This is a genomic window from Mesorhizobium sp. M0514, from assembly GCF_040321145.1.
Classification (GTDB): domain Bacteria; phylum Pseudomonadota; class Alphaproteobacteria; order Rhizobiales; family Rhizobiaceae; genus Mesorhizobium.
In genome coordinates this window covers 1-20,530 of sequence record NZ_JAMYQZ010000034.1, presented here as the reverse complement: position 1 = coordinate 20,530, position 20,530 = coordinate 1, and the positions used below count along the sequence as shown (strand labels likewise).

Sequence of the window (20,530 nt, the reverse complement as noted above, 5' to 3'; positions counted from 1 at the left end):
CCGCCACTGCAAATGCGCAGGCGCTCCGGCAGACTTCGCTGCAATGCTTTCGTTGCAGGCTTGAGCGCCCGACATACTTGGATCATCTACATACCTCTGAGGCAAGCGTAGCATCGAGGCTGTTGTGTTTTTCGGACGCTGATCAAAGATTCTATCAAGGGGCGCCGGTATTTGATTTGTCGCTAATGGATCCTTTCCCTAGGCAGGTGTGGGGCGCCTACCGAATCGGACGAAGGGTATGTCAATGACAACACTCCATTACGCCTCGGGCGGGTCGGCCTCCGAGGTCGCGAAAGCCGGATTCAATCTTGTTGATGTATCTTCCTTGGACCAGCTCAACGCCTTGCCGGCCGGCCAGAAAGGCCTGGTGTGGCTCAATGAAGCAGATGGTGCAACCTCCTCCTTTATCCAGAAGGTCACGCCCTTCATCGGCAATCCGAAAGTGTTTGGCTTCTTCCTCGTCGATGAGCCGGACCCGACCGGCAAATGGGGAACTTATGCCACCGCCGCTGATCTGAAGGCGGAGTCAGACTGGATCCACAGCCACCTGCCCGGCGCCAAGACCTTCATAACAATGATGAACATGGGGTCTTCCGCTAACCCCGACTTTTCAAACACCTTCAATCCTGCCAACACGCATATCGACTATTACGGCTTGGATCCCTACCCGGTACGGACCGGAACAAGCACGATTGATTACAACATGATCGACAGGACTGTGGCGGCGGCCGTCGCCTCGGGCATCCCGCTCAGTCAGGTCGTTCCCGTGTATCAGACCTTCGGCGGCGGCGACTGGACGACCGACACGGGCGGTCGCTATGTCCTGCCCAGCGTTGCTCAGGAAAAGACCATGTTGGACCACTGGGCCAAGGTAGCGCCTTCGCCGGCCTTCGACTATGCCTATGCTTGGGGTTCTCAACAGGGCGACACGGCGCTTGAGAGCTCGCCGACGCTGCAGGCTCTGTTCCTTCAACACAACCAGGGCACCGCAAGCGGTCCTTCGGCCAGCGAACCGACGCCGCCGCCTACCAGCACAGCGCCTCCGCCCACAAGTGTCCCTCCGACCAGCACCGGCGATCACATTTTCTACGGCACGGGTAGCGCGGATGTGCTTCGCGGCACCGCTGGCGCGGACACGATGATGGGCCGCGGCTACAACGACACCTACTATGTCAACAACGCCGGCGATAAGGTGGTGGAACTGCGGCACAGCGGCAACGACAGCGTGCTGGCATCGGTGAGCTACGCGCTGTCGGCCGGCTCGCAGGTCGAGCATCTTGCGACCACCAGCAAATTGGGAACTGCCGCTATCAAGCTCACGGGAAACGAATTCGCCCAAACCATCGATGGCAATTCCGGGAGCAACACTATCAACGGCAGTGGCGGGAGAGACGTTCTGACCGGACATGGCGGCAACGACGTCTTTGTCTTCGATTCGGCTCTCAAGGTCGGCAATATCGACAAGGTCGCCGATTTCAAAGTGGGCCACGACAAGATCCAACTCGACCACACCGTGTTTGCCGGCCTGCATACAGGCGCCCTTCCCTCTTCGGCGTTTTACGCCGGCAGGGCCGCGCACGACAGCGGCGATCACATCGTCTATAACAGCACGACCGGCGCGCTTTCCTTTGACAGCGACGGCTCGGGCGGCGCACATCAGATCCAATTTGCCACTCTATCGCCACATCTGGCTCTGACGGCGTCCTCGTTCATCGTGACGTGACCGTGGGACGTCAGCCTGAGCAAGATGGTCTGACGTTCTTGAATATGGCTGACGGAACCAAGAAGCCCCGCCGAGCTTGTACTTGGTATGAGCGCGCGCGGCATCGAATTCCTGCAGAAATGGGTAGAGGATAAGATCCCACTCTACACCAAGGCCGATCCGGCTCTTGCGGCGAAACTTGCGGACCAAGCAACGGCGGATGCCATCAGAGCGGGAATCCGCCCCGAGGAAATCTCTGAGGAAGTCGGAAGCATGTTGACGACCATGCTCGAAGTGCTCGATCAGCACGATTCGACATGATTGCACGCTTGGCGGCAGATGCTGCCCGGCTTGGCGCCAAATGCATAAATGTGTCATGGATCATAGGTCATGGGCCAGCCTAGGCAGCATGACCAACATGCTCTCCCAGAACGCGCGCGACGACCCCGTCCACCTCGTGAGGTTCAGCACCATTGACTTGTATCAACGGCCATCGGTCCTGGCGCAGGCACTCGCCGACCTCTCTTGAGATTTCGGCCTGCCTTAATCCTTTGTCCACGCCAAGTTCGAACAGCATAACCTCGAGGAGCGGTTGCTGCGCATGCCTATCCACAAGACGGCGGCGTAACGTTTCCTGGGGCGCGTCGAGTTGCACAACGAGATCCGGCCGCGGCAGAAACGCCAGGCACTCGCGGACCGCGTCGAGGCTTGGAGTTCTAGCCAGCACACCCAGCGCACACAAAGCCTGAATCATGCCCTCTTCGAAGATGAAGCAACCGGGCGACTCCCGCGCTTGGCGCCAGGACTGGCACAGTTGGGCGATGTCGACCTTCATTCGCCATGACCACACGCGGCTTCGAAGAGGGATCGATGCCAGAAGCCGGGCCGCGACACTGTCCTTTGGCAAGGTCGACAGCAAGATAGGACCGGATGTGGCAATCTTTTTGCCAATTCTTCCTATGCCATGGCGGATTTCCGGAGCGTCATCCTGAGCCGATCCAGGTTCAATCAGGCGATACCCATTTACTGTCTTCACATTGATGCCGTGTCTCGCCAGCCCTTGGCAGAGGCCGCGAAGCAGCGTGGTTTTACCCGCGCCAGGCGGCCCAAACAACTCGATGATCATATGCTCAAGCGTCTCCGAACGAGCAGTCATTCCCCTACGGATCAAGCTTAGCCGGATTTCAGATCACACCAACGTTCATTTGAATGATTGTTCCAGTCAGTGAATCTACCGAGCCCGGATTCTAGCGGAGATGCCGATCGCATCCGTTCGCCTGGGCAAGCCGTCTTGCGCTCCACGGAGCTTGCAAGGAAAAACGACCGGTGCTGGACACAAATGGCAAAACTTCTGAAGGACGCTCGGGAAGCGCTGGCTAGGCAAGATCGAGGCATCATCCGAATGATTGATGAAAAGATCTCCGCGGCGAGCGATGTTCGACCGACAGCTTGGCGGGGCCCTGAATGTCCTCAGTGTGTTTGCATTCGGAAGTGGCAAATCAAAACCTACAGGTGGATCTGCGACCCACCCGAAGGTGGTCAGTCGTTCCCGAATATGACCTTGACCAAGGGGGGCCAGTCTGGCGCCGTTACCGACAGATGGGTGCCAAATTTGCAGACATTCCAATCTTCGACCACCTTGGAGATGTCGCCAGGGGGCATCCTGACAAGCTCGCAATCAGCGACGGCGCGAACCGCCTGACTTTTTCTGAGCTTTTCCGTGCGGTCGAGACGCTGGCAACTCATATCGCTGCCGTCGTCCCCGAAGGGCAGGCCATCGGCATCCTGCAAGCAAACTCCGCTTGGTATCCTGTGGCGATGTTGGCGACCATGGCGGCGGGACGGCCTTCGGTTCCGCTCAACACAAGAGATCCCGCCTCTCGCATTTTCGATATAGTCAGTGCCGCGGGGCTCGGCGCGATTATAGGCGCCGAAGATGTTCGCCCGGTCGAATTGGCCCAAGAGATCATCTGGATCGAAATTGCGGCCGCCCTGGCGTCCAACGATCAACACCCAGAACAGCAGCATAAGCCCCCTATGGTTTCGGTCGATGCGCCCGCATTGGTGCTTTACACTTCGGGCAGCACCGGGCGCCCCAAGGGAATCGTCAACAGCCAACGCAGCCTGCTATGGCGGGTCCGGCAATATGTCGATGCGTGCCATATCAGCGCGGATGACGTTTTCCTGCCGCTGACCGGGCCAGCCACGATCGCCGGTTGCCGGGAGATCTTTGCGGCGCTGCTGACGGGCGCCACGTTGCATCTTCTCGAGGTGGAGGCTGTCGGCCTGCGCGCTACGCGCGCTCGATTGCAGTCCGAAGGTGTGACGATCGCCTATCTTGTGCCGGCACTGCTTCGAGCCCTCCTGGCTGAGGCGCCCGCCGACGCTTCCTGGCCGCTCAGAGTGGCGCGGATCGGTGGGGAGAAAGTGTCATGGACGGACATCGCTTTGCTGCGCAAAGCCGTTTCGGACCAGTGTCTGATCCAGATCGGCTACTCATCGACTGAAACCATCGGTTCGCAATGGTTCTTGCCGCCTGACTGGCCCGAGCAAGACGCGTCGGTTCCCGTCGGCAGGCTGCTCCCTGGTATGACATTCGCTATCGTCGACGAAGCGGAGCGCAATGTAGGGCCAGGCGAAAGTGGAGAGCTTCTTATCAAAAGCCGCTATGTCCTGCTTGGTCATTGGGAGAACGGTGTGGTCGTTCCCGCGCAGCCGGACCCCGACGATCCCGAGGCTCGGCTTTTTTCGACCGGGGACCTCGTTCGGCTCGACGATGATGGCATCTTGAGGATCGTCGGCCGCAAAGGGCGCCAGATCAAGATCAATGGTCGACGCATCGAGCCCGCCGAACTCGAACGGGTCTTGCGTTGCGCGCCTTCGGTGGCGGATGCCGTAGTGATGGTAACGGCCGCGCAGGAACTCATCGCCTTCGTGGTTCCCCAGCGCTTCGCAGGCGGCGCTTTTGCGGACGACCTTCGCCAGCTCCTCAGGATGACCTTGCCGGCACCATTGCGTCCCTTGCGATTGCACACCGTTGACGCAATCCCACGCCTGTCGGGAGGTAAGGTCGATTTGGCAACACTGGCCGAGATAGATCGTTCGCACGGAAGGAGGGCGCAAGCCGCCCGGTCGTCCACTCTCGATGCTCCGCCAGCCGGAGGAGCAAAGGACACGCGTCAAATAGTGCAGCACGCGTGGACGCAGGTTCTCAACACAGGCACTGCCGCGGGAAACTGGGATGATGCTGGAGGAGATTCGCTGCAGCTGCTGCACTGCGTGATGGCGATCGAAAACGCCATCGGGCAAGAGCTAGGCCTCGAGGCATTCACCGTCGGCATGAGCTTGGACGAGATGGTTGAGGCGGTCGTCTCTGCACGGTCGGGCGAAGGGCGCGAAAAGAAGCACCACCCCCCGGTTCTTTTCCTGTTTCCAGGGTCCGTTGGCTATGGTCCGAGCCTGGCTGCGTTCGCAGCCGCCATGGGAAAAGTCGCCCGTGTAAACCCGATCCGATATCCGAGCCTTGCGGCGATACTGGACGGACACAACACCCTCAGCGCCATGGCTGGCGCCGCACTCGAGCAGATAAGCCGCATCCAACCTGCGGGCCCCGTGCGACTTCTCGGCCATTCTCTGGGTGGCGCGGTTGCATTCGAGGTTGCCGCACGGCTCATGAAGGCCGGGCGAACGGTGCGGTTCCTGGGCATCCTCGACACGAGCCTTCTGGACGAGCCGAGCAACCATTGGGAGACAGCTACCCGTACGTTCTATCGTATTCGCACCAATCGCATATCCGCGCACCGGATGGCTTGCAGAGCCCTTGCGAAGATCACCGTCGCGGTGGGCGGCGAAGCGCGTCTGGCCAGGATACTGGACAGATTTGCCAATGGAGAGTTCAACCCGACGATCTTCAGGACCAAACTGGAACTGCAGGAGGTTTTAAGGGCGAAGTCATTCTTCCAGTGGCTTGAGGCACCGAAACCGGCTCTGCCCCTCTCCGGTACCTTGTTCCGATGTCGCAGGGTGGGAATGCCGCGGGCCTTGGGCTGGGACAGCGTCTTGGCACACCTGGACGTCATTTCGATCAAGGGCAGCCACATCGACCTTGTCGTCGAACCAAACCTTGCCACCAACCGTCCGCTTATCGAGATGGCCATCGTGCAGACCTATTCCCCCGCCGAATCTCGCAAAAGGGAGGACTTGTCATCGACATAATTCCGGAATTCAGCAAGGACATGCTGACGCTCGATGCCCGCGCGGAGGTCGATCGCATCGTTGACACCTTGCGCACTCAGGTTCTCGGCACCCTGCATCGTCGCGGCGTGGTTGTCGGTCTTTCCGGCGGTATCGACAGCTCCGTCGTCGCGACCTTGTGCATGCGCGCGTTCGGGAAAGACAAGGTCCTGGGACTGTTCATGCCGGAGCGGGATTCTTCCGGCGACTCCCTGAGACTTGGCCGCCGCGTCGCGGCACAGCTTGGCATTGAAAGCGTCCTTGAGGACATAGCACCGGCACTGGAGGCCATCGGCGCCTACCGCCGGCAGATCGATGCGATCCAGACCGTCGTTCCCGACTATGGGGAAGGGTGGAAATGCAAGCTGGTGATCGCGTCGGTTCTGGAGAGCAGCGGGCTCAATATAACCCGCCTCACGGTCCAGGATCCGCAGGGTAAAGTAGATACCGTGCGTCTGCCGCCAGCTGCCTATCTGCAGATCGTTGCTGCGACAAACTACAAGCAGCGCCTGCGCAAAATGACGGAATACTATCACGCCGATCGCCTCAAATACGCGGTTGTCGGCACTCCAAATCGCCTCGAGTACGACCAGGGCTTTTTTGTCAAGCAGGGCGACGGAGCCGCCGACGTGATGCCGATCGTTCACCTTTACAAAACCCAGGTTTATCAACTCGCGGAATATCTCGAGGTGGATGATGAAATCCGGCGGCGGCCACCGACCACCGACACTTTTTCCATGGCCCAAAGCCAGGAAGAATTCTATTTCGCGCTGCCCTATCACCTGATGGATCTATGCCTCTACGGCCTGAACCACGGGGTCGCCAGCAATGAGCTCGCGGCGGTTGCTGGCCTCACCGAGCCCCAGCTTCAGAAAGTGTTCAAGGACATCGAAGCGAAACGAAGGGCGGCCCACTATCTCCACGCGCGGCCTTTGCTGTCCGCCGAAGGCGGAGATTGACCGAGCATGTGCGGCATCGCTGGAATCGTGGCGCTGAATGCCACAGCGGCTTCTCCTTCGCGGCAGGCGCTGATGCAGATGATGGGCGCGCTGGCGCATCGCGGTCCCGACGGGCGCGGTCTCTACCGGGACAGACGCGCGGGGCTGGCGCATGTGCGCCTGTCCATCGTCGATCTCTCCAGTGGCCAGCAGCCGATGGCGGATACAGGCGATACGACGTGGATCGTGTTCAACGGCGAGATCTTCAACTACGTCGAATTGCGTGAAAAACTCACGGCGCTCGGCCACCGCTTCCGAACCCGCAGCGACACGGAGGTCGCGCTGCACGCCTATCGTGAGTGGGGAGAAACGGCCTTCGAGCGGATGAACGGCCAATGGGCAATTGCGATCTGGGATTCAGTGGCCAATCGTCTCATATTGTCGCGCGACCGCTTCGGCATTTGCCCGCTGTATTTCAGCGAGCATGCGCACCGGCTTTATTTCGCCAGCGAAGTGAAAGCCATTTTCGCAGCCGATCGAACCATACCTCGCGCCTTTGATCCCGCCGGCATCGATCAGACGTTCACGCTCTGGACGGTCGTTCCGCCGCAAGGAGTTTTCCACGGAATCAACGAACTCGAGCCGGGTCGTGTCCGCATCTATCAGGATGGCACCGTTCGTGAGCGGATTTTTTGGCAGCCTTCCTATCCCGACAATTTCGGATCGCAGCAGGGCGAGTTCCCCGGGTCCTCCAACGACGCGGTGGACCGCGTGTCTAGCGCTCTTGAGGCCGCGACGGCGCTCAGAATGGTGCGCGCCGACGTGCCTGTCGGGTGCTACCTCTCCGGAGGGCTGGACAGTTCGCTTGTGGCTGCGCTCGCAAGGCGCTTCGCGGGCGAGCGCTTCCAAACCTTCTCCTTACGTTTTGCCGACGCCGAATATGACGAGACCCGCTTCCAGCGAATGGTTGCCAAGACGATCGGCAGTGAGCACCATGAAGTGGTCGTTTCGCGCAGAGATATAGCCGGAATCTTTCCGGAGGTAATCCAACACACCGAACGCCCGATCCTGAGGACTGCCCCGGCGCCACTCTTCCTGCTCTCGCACCTGGTGCGCGAGCGTGGCATCAAGGTCGTGCTGACCGGCGAAGGCGCTGACGAAATGTTCGCCGGCTACGACCTGTTCCGCGAAGGCAAGGTCCGCCGCTTCTGGGGGCGCCACCCGACTTCGGCACGACGCTCTCGGCTCCTGGAACGCCTTTACCCCTATCTCACCCGCTCGCCGGTGCAACAGCAGGCGATGGCGCGTCAGTTCTTCGGGCGAAATATTCACGCTTACGACGCGCCGGGCTTTGCTCATGAAACACGCTGGCGAACCACCAGTGCCATCAAGCGCTTGTTTACGGCCGATATGCGGGCTCGAACGCAGGGCCGCGACGCCGTGTCCGAGTTGCTCGCCCGTCTGCCCGCGCAGTTTGCCCGTTGGAGCCCTCTTGCGCAGGACCAGTATCTCGAGGTGCAAACACTGATGTCGGGCTATCTGCTCTCCTCGCAAGGCGACAGGATGCTGATGGCTCACTCCGTCGAGGGGCGCTTCCCGTTCCTGGACGATGAACTTGTGAGGCTCGCGAATTCGCTGCCACCCTCCTTCAAACTCCGCGGCCTCGACGAGAAGCACGTGCTGAAGCGCATGGCGGCACCCATCCTGCCCTCCGAGATCATAGCCCGCAAGAAGCAGCCCTTCCGTGCGCCCAACGCGCTTTGCTTCGTCGGCGCAGACGCTCCGGATTACGCACGCGAGGCGGTTTCGCAGGCGGCCCTGCGCGAGGCGAATGTCTTCGATCCAAAGGCGGTCACGCACCTGCTTGCCAAATGCCAGGCCAGAACTGGCGATGGCGACCTGTCCAATGCCGACAACATGGCGCTGGTCGGCGTGTTGTCGACCCAACTTCTTCATCAGCAGTTCGTCGCGGGTTGTCCCAGTGCAACGCTCGAATGCACACTCAGCGTCGACGTCGACTGCGAACATCGGGAAGAGCGCCTGCATGTTGCATGATGCCGTACCATTGCTGCATGACTACCTCGCCCATTCAGCCGTCCGACACGGAAGTAAGGTGGCGCTGGTGTGCAACAGGCAGCGTGTCACCTACCTCGAACTCGAAACGCGAGCCAACGCGATCGCCCGGGACCTGGCCGCATCCGGCGTCGTTCGCGGTGATCGCGTGATGATCTTCGCCGACAACACCGTCGAGACGGTGGTTAGCTTCTGGGCGGTGCTAAAGGCGAATGCGGTGGTGTGCATCGTCAACCCGCTCACCAAGAGCGACAAGCTCGATTATCTGCTCAACGACTGCCGGCCGACGGCGCTCATCACGGACGGCCATCTGCACGCGATCTTCCGCGAGCCGGCGCGCGGCTGCCCGTCACTTCTGCGAGTGATCGTATCGGGACCGATCGACGACGTCGAACTCGCCCAGCTGCCGTTTGCCGTGCGCTGGGACGCCGCCCTCGCCAATGGCGCGGATACGCCGCCGGCACGGCAGTGCATCGATGTTGATCTGGCAGCCATCATCTACACGTCTGGGTCGACGGGCGAACCCAAGGGCGTGATGCTGACGCACAGAAACATGATGGCCGCGTGCGCGTCTGTCGCTTCCTACCTGGCAATTGCCGAGGACGAGGTGATCCTCAATGTCCTACCCCTCGCCTTCGATTATGGACTGTACCAGATGATCATGGCTTTTCGTACCGGCGCCCGGCTGGTGCTCGAACGCTCGTTCGCTTTCCCGGCACAGATCCTCGGGTTGATCAGGCAGGAGGGGGTTACGGGCTTTCCTGGCGTGCCCACAATCTTTGCCGCACTCTCCGAACTCAGGTCCCTCAAAGACCAGGATTTCTCGAGCATCCGCTACGTCACAAACACTGCGGCAGCCCTACCCCTCAAGCATATTTTCATGCTTCGCGAGCTGTTTTCGGGTGCACGCATCTATTCGATGTACGGTCTCACCGAATGCAAACGTTGCACCTATTTGCCGCCAGCGGACCTCGAGCGAAAGCCATTGAGCGTAGGGATCGCAATCCCGAATACGGAGATGTGGATCGTTGACGAGCATGACAGGCGGATAGGCCCAGGCGTTGTCGGCCAACTCGTCATTCGCGGCGCAACGGTGATGAACGGGTATTGGGGCAAGCCCGAGGCAACGGCCAGGAAACTCAAACCCGGCCCGCTGCCCGGCGAGCAGGTCCTATACACCGGCGACTACTGCCGGATGGATACGGAGGGTTACCTCTACTTCGTTGGCCGTGGGGATGAGATCATAAAGTCGCGAGGCGAGAAGGTGGCGCCAAGGGAAGTGGAAAATGTACTGATGGACATTCCAGGAGTCCGAGAAGCGGCTGTCATAGGTGTTCCCGACGAGCTCCTCGGGCAAGCGGTGAAAGCTTTTGTGGTGATGGAGCATGGAAGAGCCATTGGCGAAAGGGAACTGCAGAAGGAGTGCCAGAAGCGTCTGGAAAACTTCATGGTCCCGAAATCCATCGTCGTTGTGGCGAACCTGCCGATGACGGACACGGGAAAACTCAAGAAAACGGCGCTGTCATGATACGGGGCCAGAACCAAGTCGCTGATTTAATGGTGACGCCACGGAGGACGAATTCATGTTGACCATCAAGGAACGCACCGGAATCTACAGCGAGCAGATTCGTAGTTTCTTGGTTTCGAATTTCTACGTCAGCGACGTCAAGGCATTGCTGGATGACGCATCCTTGCTCGATCAAGGCATTGTCGACTCGACGGGTGTGCTTGAGATTATCGGCTTCATCGAGGAGACCTTTGGCATTACCGTCGAGGATAGCGAACTTCTGCCTGAAAACCTCGATTCCATCCAGGGGATCGAGCAATACATCATCCGCAAAATGAACTGATGGGTAAGCGTAACGCCCAGAGCAGCCCCGTATTTGGTCTGATTGTCGCAGGATTCATGCCTGCGTCTTGACTTGCCCCAGAACCACCCGGCCCTCGCCCGCTTCGTTCGAGACCGAACGGATGTTCTCGAATGCCTTGCTGCGTTCCAGCAGACCCGCTACCTGTCGGTCTTGGCCAAGCCCGACCTCGAAGAGCAGGATGCCGCCACGCCGCAGGTATCGCGGTGCGTCTTTCAGTACGCGCATATGAATGCTCAGGCCGTAAGGGCCGGCTGCAAACGCCTCGCGCGGCTCAAGCTCGATCAGATGGGCGCGGTCGCCCTCGAGCCGCTTTTCAGAAATGTAAGGCGGATTGCAGACGATTACGTCGATAGTTCCGTCTAACCCAAGGCCGATGAGAGAGTCGAACAAGTCGCCCTGAAGCACCGAAAGACGCTCAGCCATGCCGTGATGTGAGGTGTTGCGGCGTGCCGTTTCGACGCATTCATCGGTGAGATCGCTTGCCCAGACAAGGGCGCTGGGCACATGGTAGGCGATCGCGCACGCCAGATTCCCAGTGCCGCAGCACATATCAACTATGCGCGGAGCCGGCAGGTTCATCTGATGCAACACACCAAGCGCGGTCTTGCCGAGCAACTCGGTCTCAGGTCTGGGGACGAGCGCACCGGGCGAAACCAGCAGTTCAAGTCCCATGAACATGGCGCGGCCGGCGCCATAGGCATCAGCTACACTGAACTCTTTGCTCATGGCCGACCCCATCGCTTGATCTCCCCAGTATAGATCTGCGGCGCTCATGCGCCAGCCAAACCTGCTCCGAAATCATGAATTCTCAAGCCTTTCCTTCGAAAAACTGCAGGCACAAACTCGGTGCATCGCACTTCTGACGCTCATTGACCGATTGCAATCTCAGGTCGCCAAAGATGGAGAGAGAGGTGCTGCTCATGCTTTGAAGAGCCAATGGCGCGGTACGGCGGCTTTTAGATTTTGTGGATCGTGGAGAGGGGTAAACGCCTATCCAACTCTGATGGAGCGGAGGCGCGGACCGCAGCTCCATTGACGCGCTAATCTTCGGCTCCGGTAATTCAGCAAGTGGTCGGTGGAAGCGCCTCCGCTCCAGCATCAGCCTCACCTTGCTGCATGGAGAGGTTACCTATAGGTTTGCGGACATGTCGAAACAACTGTCCGAAGGTCTCGGATCGACATCTCATTTCCGGTCAATCGCAGAGAGGGGCCGTGAGCGAAAGCGTGAGTGTTCTGATTGTTGAGGATCAATGGCTAGTCGCGCAGGACACTGCCGCGCGGCTGCGTCGCGCCGGTTATCAGGTGGTCGGACCTGTGCCGTCGGTATCCGCCGCTCTGCGTCTTGTCGAATCGGACAAGATTGACGTGGCGTTGCTAGACATCCAGCTGAACGGTGAAACGGGTCTGCCGGTGGCGAGGATATTGCAGGCGCGAGGCATCCCCTTTGCCTTCTTGTCGGGATTTGGCCCCGCCGACGTTCCCGCGGCTTTCCGCGACTGCAGATTCCTGCCGAAGCCGGCAACCGATGCTGTCATCCTTGCTGCTGTCAGCGAGTTGGCGTCCCTGCGCACAGCTTCGCGCTGACATTCGCTCCGCCGCATTATTACCGGAGTTGCGCCCTGGCGACCTGGTAGGCCGGACGAGGTCAGTCTCACAAAGGGCAACATTGGCGCTTTGGCCATGAGGACGGCGGACTACGACCGGCGAGGACGGAAATTCAGCGTTCAAAAAGCATCCGCCGGGGTTCCACTTCTCGGCCTGTTGGCGGCGATTTGGACTTAGGTCCGATCCCGGTCGCCAGAGGTCGGATTGCGGAACATCTGCCAAGGACCCACGTTCGGGGTTTGAGCACGGAGGTGCCGGCCGATCTCGAAGCGCAAGTTTCACGGGCAACTGTTGGGGAGTGTCGTAGTGCCGATTTCAAACGATATGGGGGACGAGTACCTGGAACTGGAATGTCCAAACTGTTCTCATGTCATCATAAAAAAGGGATCGTGGTTGAAGGTGATATCCAACTTCAACTGCACCCAATGCCATGCAAAAATCAGAATTGGTTATATGACCAAGCTCGCGCTTTTCGAGAAAAAAAGGCAAAGCATGAACCCGGCTGCGCAGTGAGAGTCCTAGCGGCCCGACAGTCGTTTGGGGTGGTGCGTTGAACCGTCGGGCCTGACCGGCCCGATGGCGGGGGAGCCAGGCCGGCTGGGTGAATCGTATACATTAGATCGTGCTTATCAAGCCCAAATACGCGGCGCGACATCGCCTGGTGACGCAACGGTGAACCCCGCGCCCGTATACGCGCTAGCAGGAACGTCGGCGGTCAACATGCCGCTCATTCGTAGAGAGTGCGAACAGCTTCATCAAACAACTCCACCTCGGCTTCAACCTTTTCAGCCGCTTTATCGACCTTGTCGAAACGCTTCAGCATTCGATTGTGGAGCATGGACAAGCGTGCCGCATGGTAGACCACGCTGCGCTTGTAACCTTCAGAGTCGAGTGGTTCGAACAACATTGTCATGGCAGAAATCCTCAATGTTTTTCGTCCTGCAATCCTTCCCTAGTAAACCGCCAGTTAACTCTTTCGTTCCGCTGGTGATGCGAAGGCGCCCGAATGAATAACTCGTTGCGCTGTCTCCAGACTGCACGAGCGTGCTTCGTCTGTCTGAGGTTGGGCCCCAAGGCTTGCGCTTGCCTCGCCTGTTCGGCTCATGCTGCGTCAGTCACGACATCGACGGCCAGCTTCAGTTCAATCGCTTTGGGCGTGAGTTGAATACCGGCGCTGCCAAAAATTGCCGAATGATCATCCTGCTGTGGTGGGACCGCCGAACCCGTCAGGAGCGACGAACCGAGCCGGCTTGGATAGTCGCCCCGCCGCAAGGACGCGAGCGATCGAAGATCACGTCGGCAGGTGCTCTGCCCTCTCTAGGAAGCCGGCGCCGCGCGCACTTACTGAAAAAACCCAAACAGAATAAGAGCGAGAAAGGCAAACAGCAGCGCTGCAGCCGCTAGCAACACACCTTTGTTGGAGCCGCGCCGAGGTTGAGGGTCAGGCACGAGTTTTTTCCGGTTTGGGAGTTCATTCATTGGACATTAATTTGCGGCTGCAAATTAGGTTCCGCTCATGCTTGAATGCCTACAATGCCGCCCCACAGCGCCCTACAGGCGCACGACCTTCGCTAGCCATAGGCGTATCCGCTGGCCTTCTGCAAAGGACAACGCGAACGATTCCTGATTGAATGACCGGGCAATTTCCTGATCTTTCTCAACCACGCGGACGAACCATTCGCCGCAGGTTTCTGTCACTTCGACGCAAGGGACGGCCTTGCGGAATGGAGCCGCGTTATCCATCACAGCCGACCTACGAGCAATGGCAACATCAGTTTTATAAGGCCACCGAATTCGGGATTTCAATGCAAAAGTCGATACGTGATCATGTAATTTACGGGATCAAGTAATTAGTGAGCAGCGGATCGCATTTGAAGTGCGCTAACGATCACCTATGTGCTCACCGAAGCATTGGGGCTCGGCCGACACGGTGATTTTGAACGCCTACGGCAATTCCTTCTCTGAGAAAGTCGCTGACCGGCATGATGGCGCACTGAACCAAGATGGCGGGCATGGGGCCCGGCTGCAAGCTGCATGGACTTCGGAAGACGCTGGGGAAGTACCTGGCCAAGGAGGGCGCGACCTCGAAACAATCGGCAGGCATTCTCGGCCACGACGTCCTGGACCACGTAGAGCTTTACAGCAAGGACGGAGCAGGAGCGGCTCGCCGTGGATGGCATGGCGAAGCTTCTGAAGCGGTTTGTCTAACCCACTGTCTAACCAGGTTGTCTACCCTCGACGCAAAGCCTTGTGCATGAAGGCGACTGGTGGCCCGGAGGGTGTCTAAAAATCGTTGATTTTGTTAGTTTTTTCTTGGGCCAAAATCAGAAATCTTCCCGTATCGTTCCGTATGTTTCCCGTGACGCTATGAAGTCCACTCCAGCTAACCTCGTTTGAGAACGTTCTGAGGCATGCTCTAGAACGGCCGCAGTGGTGCGGGAAGCATTACGAGTTTTTGGACGTACCTGCTGAGGCCGTTGCTGCGTTCAAAGCTGCCTTTGCCAAGGGCGTCTATTTTAACAGGCACATCCGCAATCGTTATGCAGTCCGGCTCGCGCCAGGGCGCTGACATCTGGAGACGCCGGGCTTGTGCAGGGATGGCCCGCGCCTGCTTCCGAGCGCGGGCCGACCATGATGAGTGAGGGGCCATCTTGGTCACCGGCAGGGACCGCTGAGAACGAGCCGGGTGTGACCGAACAGCCTCGGAGCGGGGATGTTCCCGGCTGACCCAAAAAGGCCAAAGGGCGCAATTAGCACCGACTTAATTAGGTCCGGAAAATTTTAACGAATCGTTGACCGCGCTGTCCCAGAATAGGACGGCGCGGTCAAACCCCAACCTTGGCTGCGCAGGCGGCTTCGGCACTCAGTTCCACCCCCGAGCTGTCGGAGCCGCCACCCACCCACACTTATACCAGCAATGGTTGAATCAACCGTTACTGCACGTGCTTTCATGGCGCTTCCCTGATCGTTAGACTTTGACGGATCAAACAGAGGATTCACAGATTCGGAGACTCGACCGATGGAAACGATCTTCGATGACGTCGGCAACGGCCTCAGAGCGCCCGCACAGACGCATGGCGCCCTGTATGCGCCTTCGCGCATCGACATGGCCGGCAAGCTGTTCCTTGGCGTCGCAATCGGCCTGGGCCTTGGCTTTGGAATGGCGAACGCGGGTTAGACCCGACCTATCGGTTCGGGCGGTCCGTAGCCAAAACGTTGTAGAGCACCAAACACGCCAGCAACGAAATGACGCTGCCCAGCAGGTCGCCTAGGGTCAGGCCGGAAAAATAGACAAGATCGAACGCCAGTACCGCCATCGCTCCAGCCAATCATGATTCGGGACACTGCCGACATTAACCGTTAGTCGGCACTGTTCCGGTCTGGATAACCTGTTCAATCTTTTCGTTGAACTTGCGCCATTCGCCAACAATCCAAAGTTAGGCGAAGCAATCAAGCTTGCGAATGAATACGCCTCCGGAGACGTCCCCATCGGCCAAGAGGTTTTCGAGGCCATCGGAGCGTCGCGGAAAGAAATGATAGAGAGTTGGCGAAAGAGGCGGAACGCTATCCGGTCTGGCAAGCTCGCTCCCACACCACGCAACCTAATCCAAAGTACCGCGAGGAATAGGAATGGCTAAAGTCCGCAAGCGCACCCTGCCCTCCGGTGAAGTTCGCTGGCCGGCAGACTACTTCGATGCCGGCTGCAATCGCCGCGCCAAGCAGTTCGACAAGCGCAAGGATGCCGACGGCTATCCGGTAAAGGTGCGACGTGACCTGCAGCTATGATTCGAATCCAGGTTCCCCAGAAAGCGATTTTTCCGTTTGATCATTAGAACATTTCGTGTCAGTCGGACGCACGGTCGGTAATTTTTGTTCCCGTTTCGAGCTTGCGGATGGCGCTTTCGCCGAGCGCCGGATCTCGGTTGAGGAAGGCTGTGGCCGGTGATCGTTGCGATTTCCGGCCCCCAGGCCTCGACGAGCGCCAGGCGCGTTACAGCAGTCCCGCGAATGTATTTAGGGTCACTCCGACCACCCCGGCCGAGGCGCAGGCCTTGCGCCACGATGATCGAAAGCCATCTGAGGTCCATGGCACGCCGTCGCTGTTCAAAAGTATCTGCCCGACCTTGTCGCGCAACGCCTCGAGCGCAGCCTTGAGCGGCCCTCCGACGGGAATGACCACACGAGTTCCGGTCTTGGATTGCTGCAGGCGGATCACCTTGCCGTCATACTGCTGTCAAGTGAGCCGCAGCAGGTCGCCCTGGCGCCGGCCGGTCCACAAGGCCAGTGTGAGCGGCAGATGCAGGTGCGCGGGAGCGCTGGCATAGAATGCGGCCTCGTAGGCGGCAGACCAGACGTTAGCCACCCTGGTGCCGCGATAGAGGCGCCCGCCCTTCTCGCAAGGATTGGCTGACACAAGGCCGCGACCGTGTCCCCAGGACAGGATCCTCGCCAGCACCTGCCAGCCATAGTCTGCCTGTTGGCGCGATGCCTTGGCGCGCTCGTCGCGCCACTCCATGAAGATGCCGCGCGTGCGGCGGTCGCTCATGCCCGACAGCGGGAAGTCACCGAATTTCTTTTCGATACCTTGATCAGCTTGACATAATCGGCTTGCGTGCCAGGTCATCCAAATCCGAGCTGGCCTGAAATGCATTCAGCACGGACAGCAGCACGCCCTGGCGCGGCTTGGCCTTGGTCGCGGCGGCAGCTTTGTAGGCTGCGATGAATTCGGGATCTCCAGGCTTGCCAGGCAAGGTGGCCCGCCCTTCCAAGCCCACTAGTAGGTGACGAGGCTGCCGTCGGCGAGTTGTTTGGCGCGGCTGTTCAGCCCCTTAAGACGAACGCGCATGATTTTTTATATACTGGTCGACGGGGTTTTCCGGTTCGCTCGTATGTGTAGCGGCGATGACCACGATCTTGCCCGTCGCCGGATCTATTTCTACCCTGCCAGGCTCCATGTTGCCTTAGCGTGCGCTCTTGATCCGCGCGCAATATCGGCAATTTTGAAGGAGATCAGTGTGCCGGCCATTTTGGATTGCTCCCGCCTTTTCAGCCGCCGCGTTTTCCAAAAGATTCGTGAGGTTTTGGATAACTGCTTGGAGCAGATCCTTGACGGGCAGCCTCATCACCTTCTCGATGCCAATTAAGACTTCCAGGACAATTCGAGCCGGCCTGAGAATGATCGAAACCGGATATTGCTCGCGCCTAATTACCTCTCCTACCGGAGACGATGCATCGAAATCAGACCATCCCTGCCCTTCCTGATCGAAAGACAAGGCCAACACAGGATCACTTCCCATCAACGGGCTGCCCGTCTCCCAAGCCGCGCGATACATAGGCAAAAGTGCCATCGCGGCGGAGACCGCACGAGATGCAGCCATGCCAGCACTAGTCAGAACGACCACAGTGCGCGCAGTCGTGATTTCAGCTCCAGAATAGGTGTTCCACTTACGGTCAGCGTTGGTCCAAGGGAAAAGCCCGTTTCGCTTTCGCCACGCGTTGAAAGTGACATTGGATACCAATGCCGCCTCCAACAACGTGGATTGAGGGAAGCGATGCGGTTTCCGCTTTTGGTCCATAATCATACAACTGTATTATTCGAACTTCGATGCACCTGTATTATTTTGCTCCGACATGAGGCGAGGTGCGGAAATTCGGACTCTTGGGACCTTCTCAGATGGTTACAGCAACCGACACCGTGAAACGCAAATGTCCATGAGATCGGCGGTTGCTGCTACACATTCCCCTCGCTGGGGCATGCGTTTCTGGAAGGCGGTCCGCAGCCGGTTCCGTGCACGTTTTATTTTGACTGTTAACTGTCACGCTAGTCGAATGTTGACGACTCCCCCTCGGAAGAGTTAATAATCTCCTAATATAAGCATTTTCTTAAAAACATGATCGGCAGCCGACGAGTTTGCCGACGCAATGGGGAGACGCAGCGCGGCGACCAATCTCGTCGCAACATCATCATCATCATCAACATCGAGCCGCCATCCGTAAACGGTACTGCTGAGTCAGCCGTTCGCAAGGCGTAACATAGCGGCGGTTGGGTGCGCTTACGAAGTCTATGAGTTTTGATAGCAAGTGCTTTGTCTTTTAAGTGCGGTCGGCAAACGGATGTGGGGGCATCTGTGTATGAGTAAGGGGTTATAATGGCTGCTTCTCAAATCATACACGCCGACGGAATGTCGACGTTGCTTTCTGATACGCCACAGGGCGGAGACTATACCTACCGCTTAGCCGAAAATGCGCCCGTCCCTATTTCCACCGTTCTGACCATTATATCTCTCAATGGGTCGAGTAGCGATCTGGCCGAAATCGCACTTTGCTCTCCGAATGATGAGTTTTCCGCCTCGACCGATCCGAAGAAGGCCGCTGCTGCCTACGAAGATCTAGCAGGCATCAAGCTGTGTTTGCCAGACTCCGGGGGGTGGGCGTTTGGCATCGGTACACATGCCATTGGTCTGAATGCGAACTCATTTGGTCCGGCGCTCTCTCCCAGGATCAGGCCGTTAGTGGGCGAAGGCGAACTTGCCCTCACCGGTTCACAATTTTTGAGCGACGCCGCTGCAAGCGGCAGGTCAATGTCGACACTTCTTGATCGACAAGAACAACTAGCGAGATAGGGGACGGGGTATGGGAACGGCAACTGGTACAAGCGGCAACGACAATCTGGTCGGCGGTAGTGGAGACGACGTGCTTTTGGGCGGTGCCGGAAGCGATCGCCTGAATGGCGGTTCAGGCGCCGATACGCTCGATGGAGGCAGTGGTTTCGATACGGTCCTGGGCGGATCGGGAGCGGACACGCTCATCTATCGCGCGTGGGAAAATCAGTACAAGTTTGGTAGCCAAGTCTACGGCACAGGGACAACCGTCGGACAAACAGCCTTTTCCGGCTACGACACCTACGACGGCGGTAACGGCAATGCTGCGAAAGGCACTGCCGAGATCGATACGCTCGCTATCTATCTAAGCAATGTTCAACTAGCCAATACGTCATTCATGACGGCGTTTAACACCGAACTTGCTCAGTTTCGTGCCTTCATTGCCGCGAACTCGAACACGAATACCGGCCAAGCAGGTCAGGCAGAATTTACATTCGCCACGATCAACCTCAAGGTCTCCGCGATCGAGCGGGTTGTCGTTCTCGATAGCGCCGGGCAGGTTCCTGTCTCCGTGAATATTGTCGACTCTTCTTTAAATGATGGTGACAACAACTCGGTCGTGACGTTCACCTTCACTGGTCCAGTGACTGGCTTCACTTTAGACGATGTGACGGCAACCCACGGAACGCTGTCTAATTTTGTGATGATCGATGCTTCGCACTATACGGCGAAGTTCACGGCAGCAGACGGTTTTAATGGCGATGGCTCCGTTTCGGTAACGGCCGGCGGTTACACCGACGCTGCCGGCAACGCTGGTGCTGGGGGCGGTGACACCGTCGCGGTGGACACTGCGAACCCCACTGTGACGTTGGTCACCTACGGACCCAATGACGGTACCCTGAAGGCGGGGGACTCAGTCACCCTGACACTCAATTTGAGTGAAGCGGTTACGGTAGCTGGCGGAGTCCCCACTCTGACGCTAAACGATGGCGGCACCGCGACATATGTAGGCGGATCTGGCACTGCCGCGCTAACCTTCAAGTATACGGTCGCAAGCGGAGAAAACACAGCTGACCTATCCGTGACGGGATTCAGCCTGAACGGCTCTTCGATCAGGGACGCGGCAGCCAACGATGCCGTCCTCAGCGGGGCGGTAACCAATCCCGCCGGGGTACTGGTCGTGGACACCGTGATTGCGACCCCGACGGTGGCGCTGACCAACGACAGCGGCAGCTCGGGCAGCGATCTTCTGACCAATGACGCGGCGCTGACGGTGAGCGCGGCGGCCCCCGACGTGACGCGGAGCTATTCCGTGGACGGCGGGCTGGGGTCGGCAACCTATACGGCGCCGACCGGCCAGGGCAGCCACACGGTGGTGGTGACCGACACCGACGCCGCCGGCAACACCGCCAATGCCAGCATCACCTTCAATCTGGACACCGTGATTGCGACCCCGACGGTGGCGCTGACCAACGACAGCGGCAGCTCGGGCAGCGATCTTCTGAC

At 58.7% G+C, this 20,530-nt stretch carries 22 protein-coding genes; 13 read left to right on the top strand and 9 right to left on the bottom strand.

All coding sequences use genetic code 11. The features are described from left to right. Positions 1-244: 244 nt before the first annotated feature. Both NKI61_RS16015 and NKI61_RS16010 read left to right on the top strand, forming a co-directional pair. Positions 245-1,723: a M10 family metallopeptidase C-terminal domain-containing protein gene (locus NKI61_RS16015; protein WP_352667348.1), complete on the top strand. Its 1,479-nt coding sequence runs from the start codon at positions 245-247 to the stop codon at positions 1,721-1,723. 87 nt (positions 1,724-1,810) lie between these two features. Beyond that, on the top strand, positions 1,811-2,023 hold the full coding sequence (locus tag NKI61_RS16010; protein WP_023670889.1) for a DUF768 domain-containing protein: 213 nt from the start codon (positions 1,811-1,813) through the stop codon (positions 2,021-2,023). Positions 2,024-2,102: 79 nt separating this feature from the next. Here the strand turns inward: NKI61_RS16010 and NKI61_RS16005 are convergent, their stop codons facing one another. After that, positions 2,103-2,828, bottom strand: coding sequence for an AAA family ATPase (locus tag NKI61_RS16005; protein ID WP_352667344.1), 726 nt, complete (start codon positions 2,826-2,828; stop codon positions 2,103-2,105). Positions 2,829-3,166: 338 nt separating this feature from the next. Here NKI61_RS16005 and NKI61_RS16000 point away from each other — a divergent pair, with 338 nt between their 5' ends. From NKI61_RS16000 to NKI61_RS15980, 5 genes are read left to right on the top strand one after another with little or no spacing between them, the layout of a single operon-like run. Then, the gene (locus NKI61_RS16000; RefSeq protein WP_502899898.1) at positions 3,167-5,917 is read left to right on the top strand and encodes an AMP-binding protein; all 2,751 of its coding nucleotides are present in this window, start codon (positions 3,167-3,169) and stop codon (positions 5,915-5,917) included. After that, positions 5,914-6,894: an NAD(+) synthase gene (gene nadE, locus NKI61_RS15995; RefSeq protein WP_280790896.1), complete on the top strand. Its 981-nt coding sequence runs from the start codon at positions 5,914-5,916 to the stop codon at positions 6,892-6,894. Before NKI61_RS16000 ends, nadE begins: the two co-directional genes overlap by 4 nt. Before the next feature lie 6 nt (positions 6,895-6,900). Then, positions 6,901-8,928 carry an asparagine synthase (glutamine-hydrolyzing) gene (asnB, locus tag NKI61_RS15990; protein WP_352840034.1) on the top strand — a complete coding sequence of 676 codons (2,028 nt, stop codon included), beginning with the start codon at positions 6,901-6,903 and terminating at the stop codon, positions 8,926-8,928. Continuing rightward, positions 8,918-10,474, top strand: a complete 1,557-nt coding sequence (locus tag NKI61_RS15985) for a class I adenylate-forming enzyme family protein (RefSeq protein WP_352840032.1) — start codon at positions 8,918-8,920, stop codon at positions 10,472-10,474. The genes asnB and NKI61_RS15985 overlap by 11 nt, the downstream gene beginning before the upstream one ends. Positions 10,475-10,529: 55 nt before the next feature. After that, positions 10,530-10,796, top strand: a complete 267-nt coding sequence (locus tag NKI61_RS15980) for an acyl carrier protein (protein WP_023670883.1) — start codon at positions 10,530-10,532, stop codon at positions 10,794-10,796. Positions 10,797-10,850: 54 nt separating this feature from the next. Here NKI61_RS15980 and NKI61_RS15975 read toward each other — a convergent pair whose 3' ends face one another. Then, a complete protein-coding gene (locus NKI61_RS15975) occupies positions 10,851-11,543 on the bottom strand; it encodes a N5-glutamine methyltransferase family protein (RefSeq protein WP_023689767.1) in 693 nt (230 codons plus the stop codon). A 486-nt stretch (positions 11,544-12,029) separates the two neighbouring features. On the opposite strand from NKI61_RS15975, the gene NKI61_RS15970 reads away from it, so the two are divergent. Further along, positions 12,030-12,401: a response regulator gene (locus tag NKI61_RS15970; RefSeq protein WP_023670881.1), complete on the top strand. Its 372-nt coding sequence runs from the start codon at positions 12,030-12,032 to the stop codon at positions 12,399-12,401. A 748-nt stretch (positions 12,402-13,149) separates the two neighbouring features. Here the strand turns inward: NKI61_RS15970 and NKI61_RS15965 are convergent. Continuing rightward, entirely contained in the window at positions 13,150-13,335 is a 186-nt protein-coding gene (locus NKI61_RS15965) for a hypothetical protein (protein WP_023681021.1), read from the bottom strand. 638 nt (positions 13,336-13,973) lie between these two features. Beyond that, positions 13,974-14,165, bottom strand: a complete 192-nt coding sequence (locus NKI61_RS15960; protein WP_352840030.1) for a hypothetical protein — start codon at positions 14,163-14,165, stop codon at positions 13,974-13,976. 661 nt (positions 14,166-14,826) lie between these two features. On the opposite strand from NKI61_RS15960, the gene NKI61_RS15955 reads away from it, so the two are divergent. Together NKI61_RS15955 and NKI61_RS15950 are read left to right on the top strand one after the other, a co-directional pair. Further along, positions 14,827-14,991: a KTSC domain-containing protein gene (locus NKI61_RS15955; RefSeq protein ID WP_352840049.1), complete on the top strand. Its 165-nt coding sequence runs from the start codon at positions 14,827-14,829 to the stop codon at positions 14,989-14,991. A gap of 450 nt (positions 14,992-15,441) precedes the next feature. Continuing rightward, complete coding sequence (locus tag NKI61_RS15950) at positions 15,442-15,600, top strand: hypothetical protein (RefSeq protein ID WP_023707392.1); 159 nt, start codon at positions 15,442-15,444, stop codon at positions 15,598-15,600. Positions 15,601-15,607: 7 nt separating this feature from the next. On the opposite strand, the gene NKI61_RS15945 is transcribed toward NKI61_RS15950, so the two are convergent. Further along, complete coding sequence (locus tag NKI61_RS15945; protein ID WP_023707393.1) at positions 15,608-15,739, bottom strand: hypothetical protein; 132 nt, start codon at positions 15,737-15,739, stop codon at positions 15,608-15,610. 313 nt (positions 15,740-16,052) lie between these two features. Here NKI61_RS15945 and NKI61_RS15940 point away from each other — a divergent pair, with 313 nt between their 5' ends. Beyond that, positions 16,053-16,208, top strand: a complete 156-nt coding sequence (locus NKI61_RS15940; protein WP_023744425.1) for a hypothetical protein — start codon at positions 16,053-16,055, stop codon at positions 16,206-16,208. Positions 16,209-16,413: 205 nt separating this feature from the next. On the opposite strand, the gene NKI61_RS15935 is transcribed toward NKI61_RS15940, so the two are convergent. The 4 genes from NKI61_RS15935 to NKI61_RS15920 all read right to left on the bottom strand — a co-directional run bounded on the left by NKI61_RS15935 (position 16,414) and on the right by NKI61_RS15920 (position 17,941). After that, the gene (locus tag NKI61_RS15935) at positions 16,414-16,638 is read right to left on the bottom strand and encodes a site-specific integrase (protein WP_023707394.1); all 225 of its coding nucleotides are present in this window, start codon (positions 16,636-16,638) and stop codon (positions 16,414-16,416) included. A gap of 18 nt (positions 16,639-16,656) precedes the next feature. Beyond that, on the bottom strand, positions 16,657-16,968 hold the full coding sequence (locus NKI61_RS15930; RefSeq protein WP_352519624.1) for a hypothetical protein: 312 nt from the start codon (positions 16,966-16,968) through the stop codon (positions 16,657-16,659). A 43-nt stretch (positions 16,969-17,011) separates the two neighbouring features. Further along, positions 17,012-17,173, bottom strand: a complete 162-nt coding sequence (locus NKI61_RS15925) for a hypothetical protein (protein ID WP_352840029.1) — start codon at positions 17,171-17,173, stop codon at positions 17,012-17,014. Between the two features lie 210 nt (positions 17,174-17,383). Continuing rightward, the gene (locus NKI61_RS15920) at positions 17,384-17,941 is read right to left on the bottom strand and encodes a hypothetical protein (protein ID WP_352840027.1); all 558 of its coding nucleotides are present in this window, start codon (positions 17,939-17,941) and stop codon (positions 17,384-17,386) included. 630 nt (positions 17,942-18,571) lie between these two features. On the opposite strand from NKI61_RS15920, the gene NKI61_RS15915 reads away from it, so the two are divergent. Then, the gene (locus tag NKI61_RS15915; protein ID WP_352840025.1) at positions 18,572-19,045 is read left to right on the top strand and encodes a hypothetical protein; all 474 of its coding nucleotides are present in this window, start codon (positions 18,572-18,574) and stop codon (positions 19,043-19,045) included. A 10-nt stretch (positions 19,046-19,055) separates the two neighbouring features. Continuing rightward, a partial coding sequence (locus NKI61_RS15910) for an Ig-like domain-containing protein (protein ID WP_352840023.1) occupies positions 19,056-20,530 on the top strand: 1,475 nt, incomplete at its 3' end.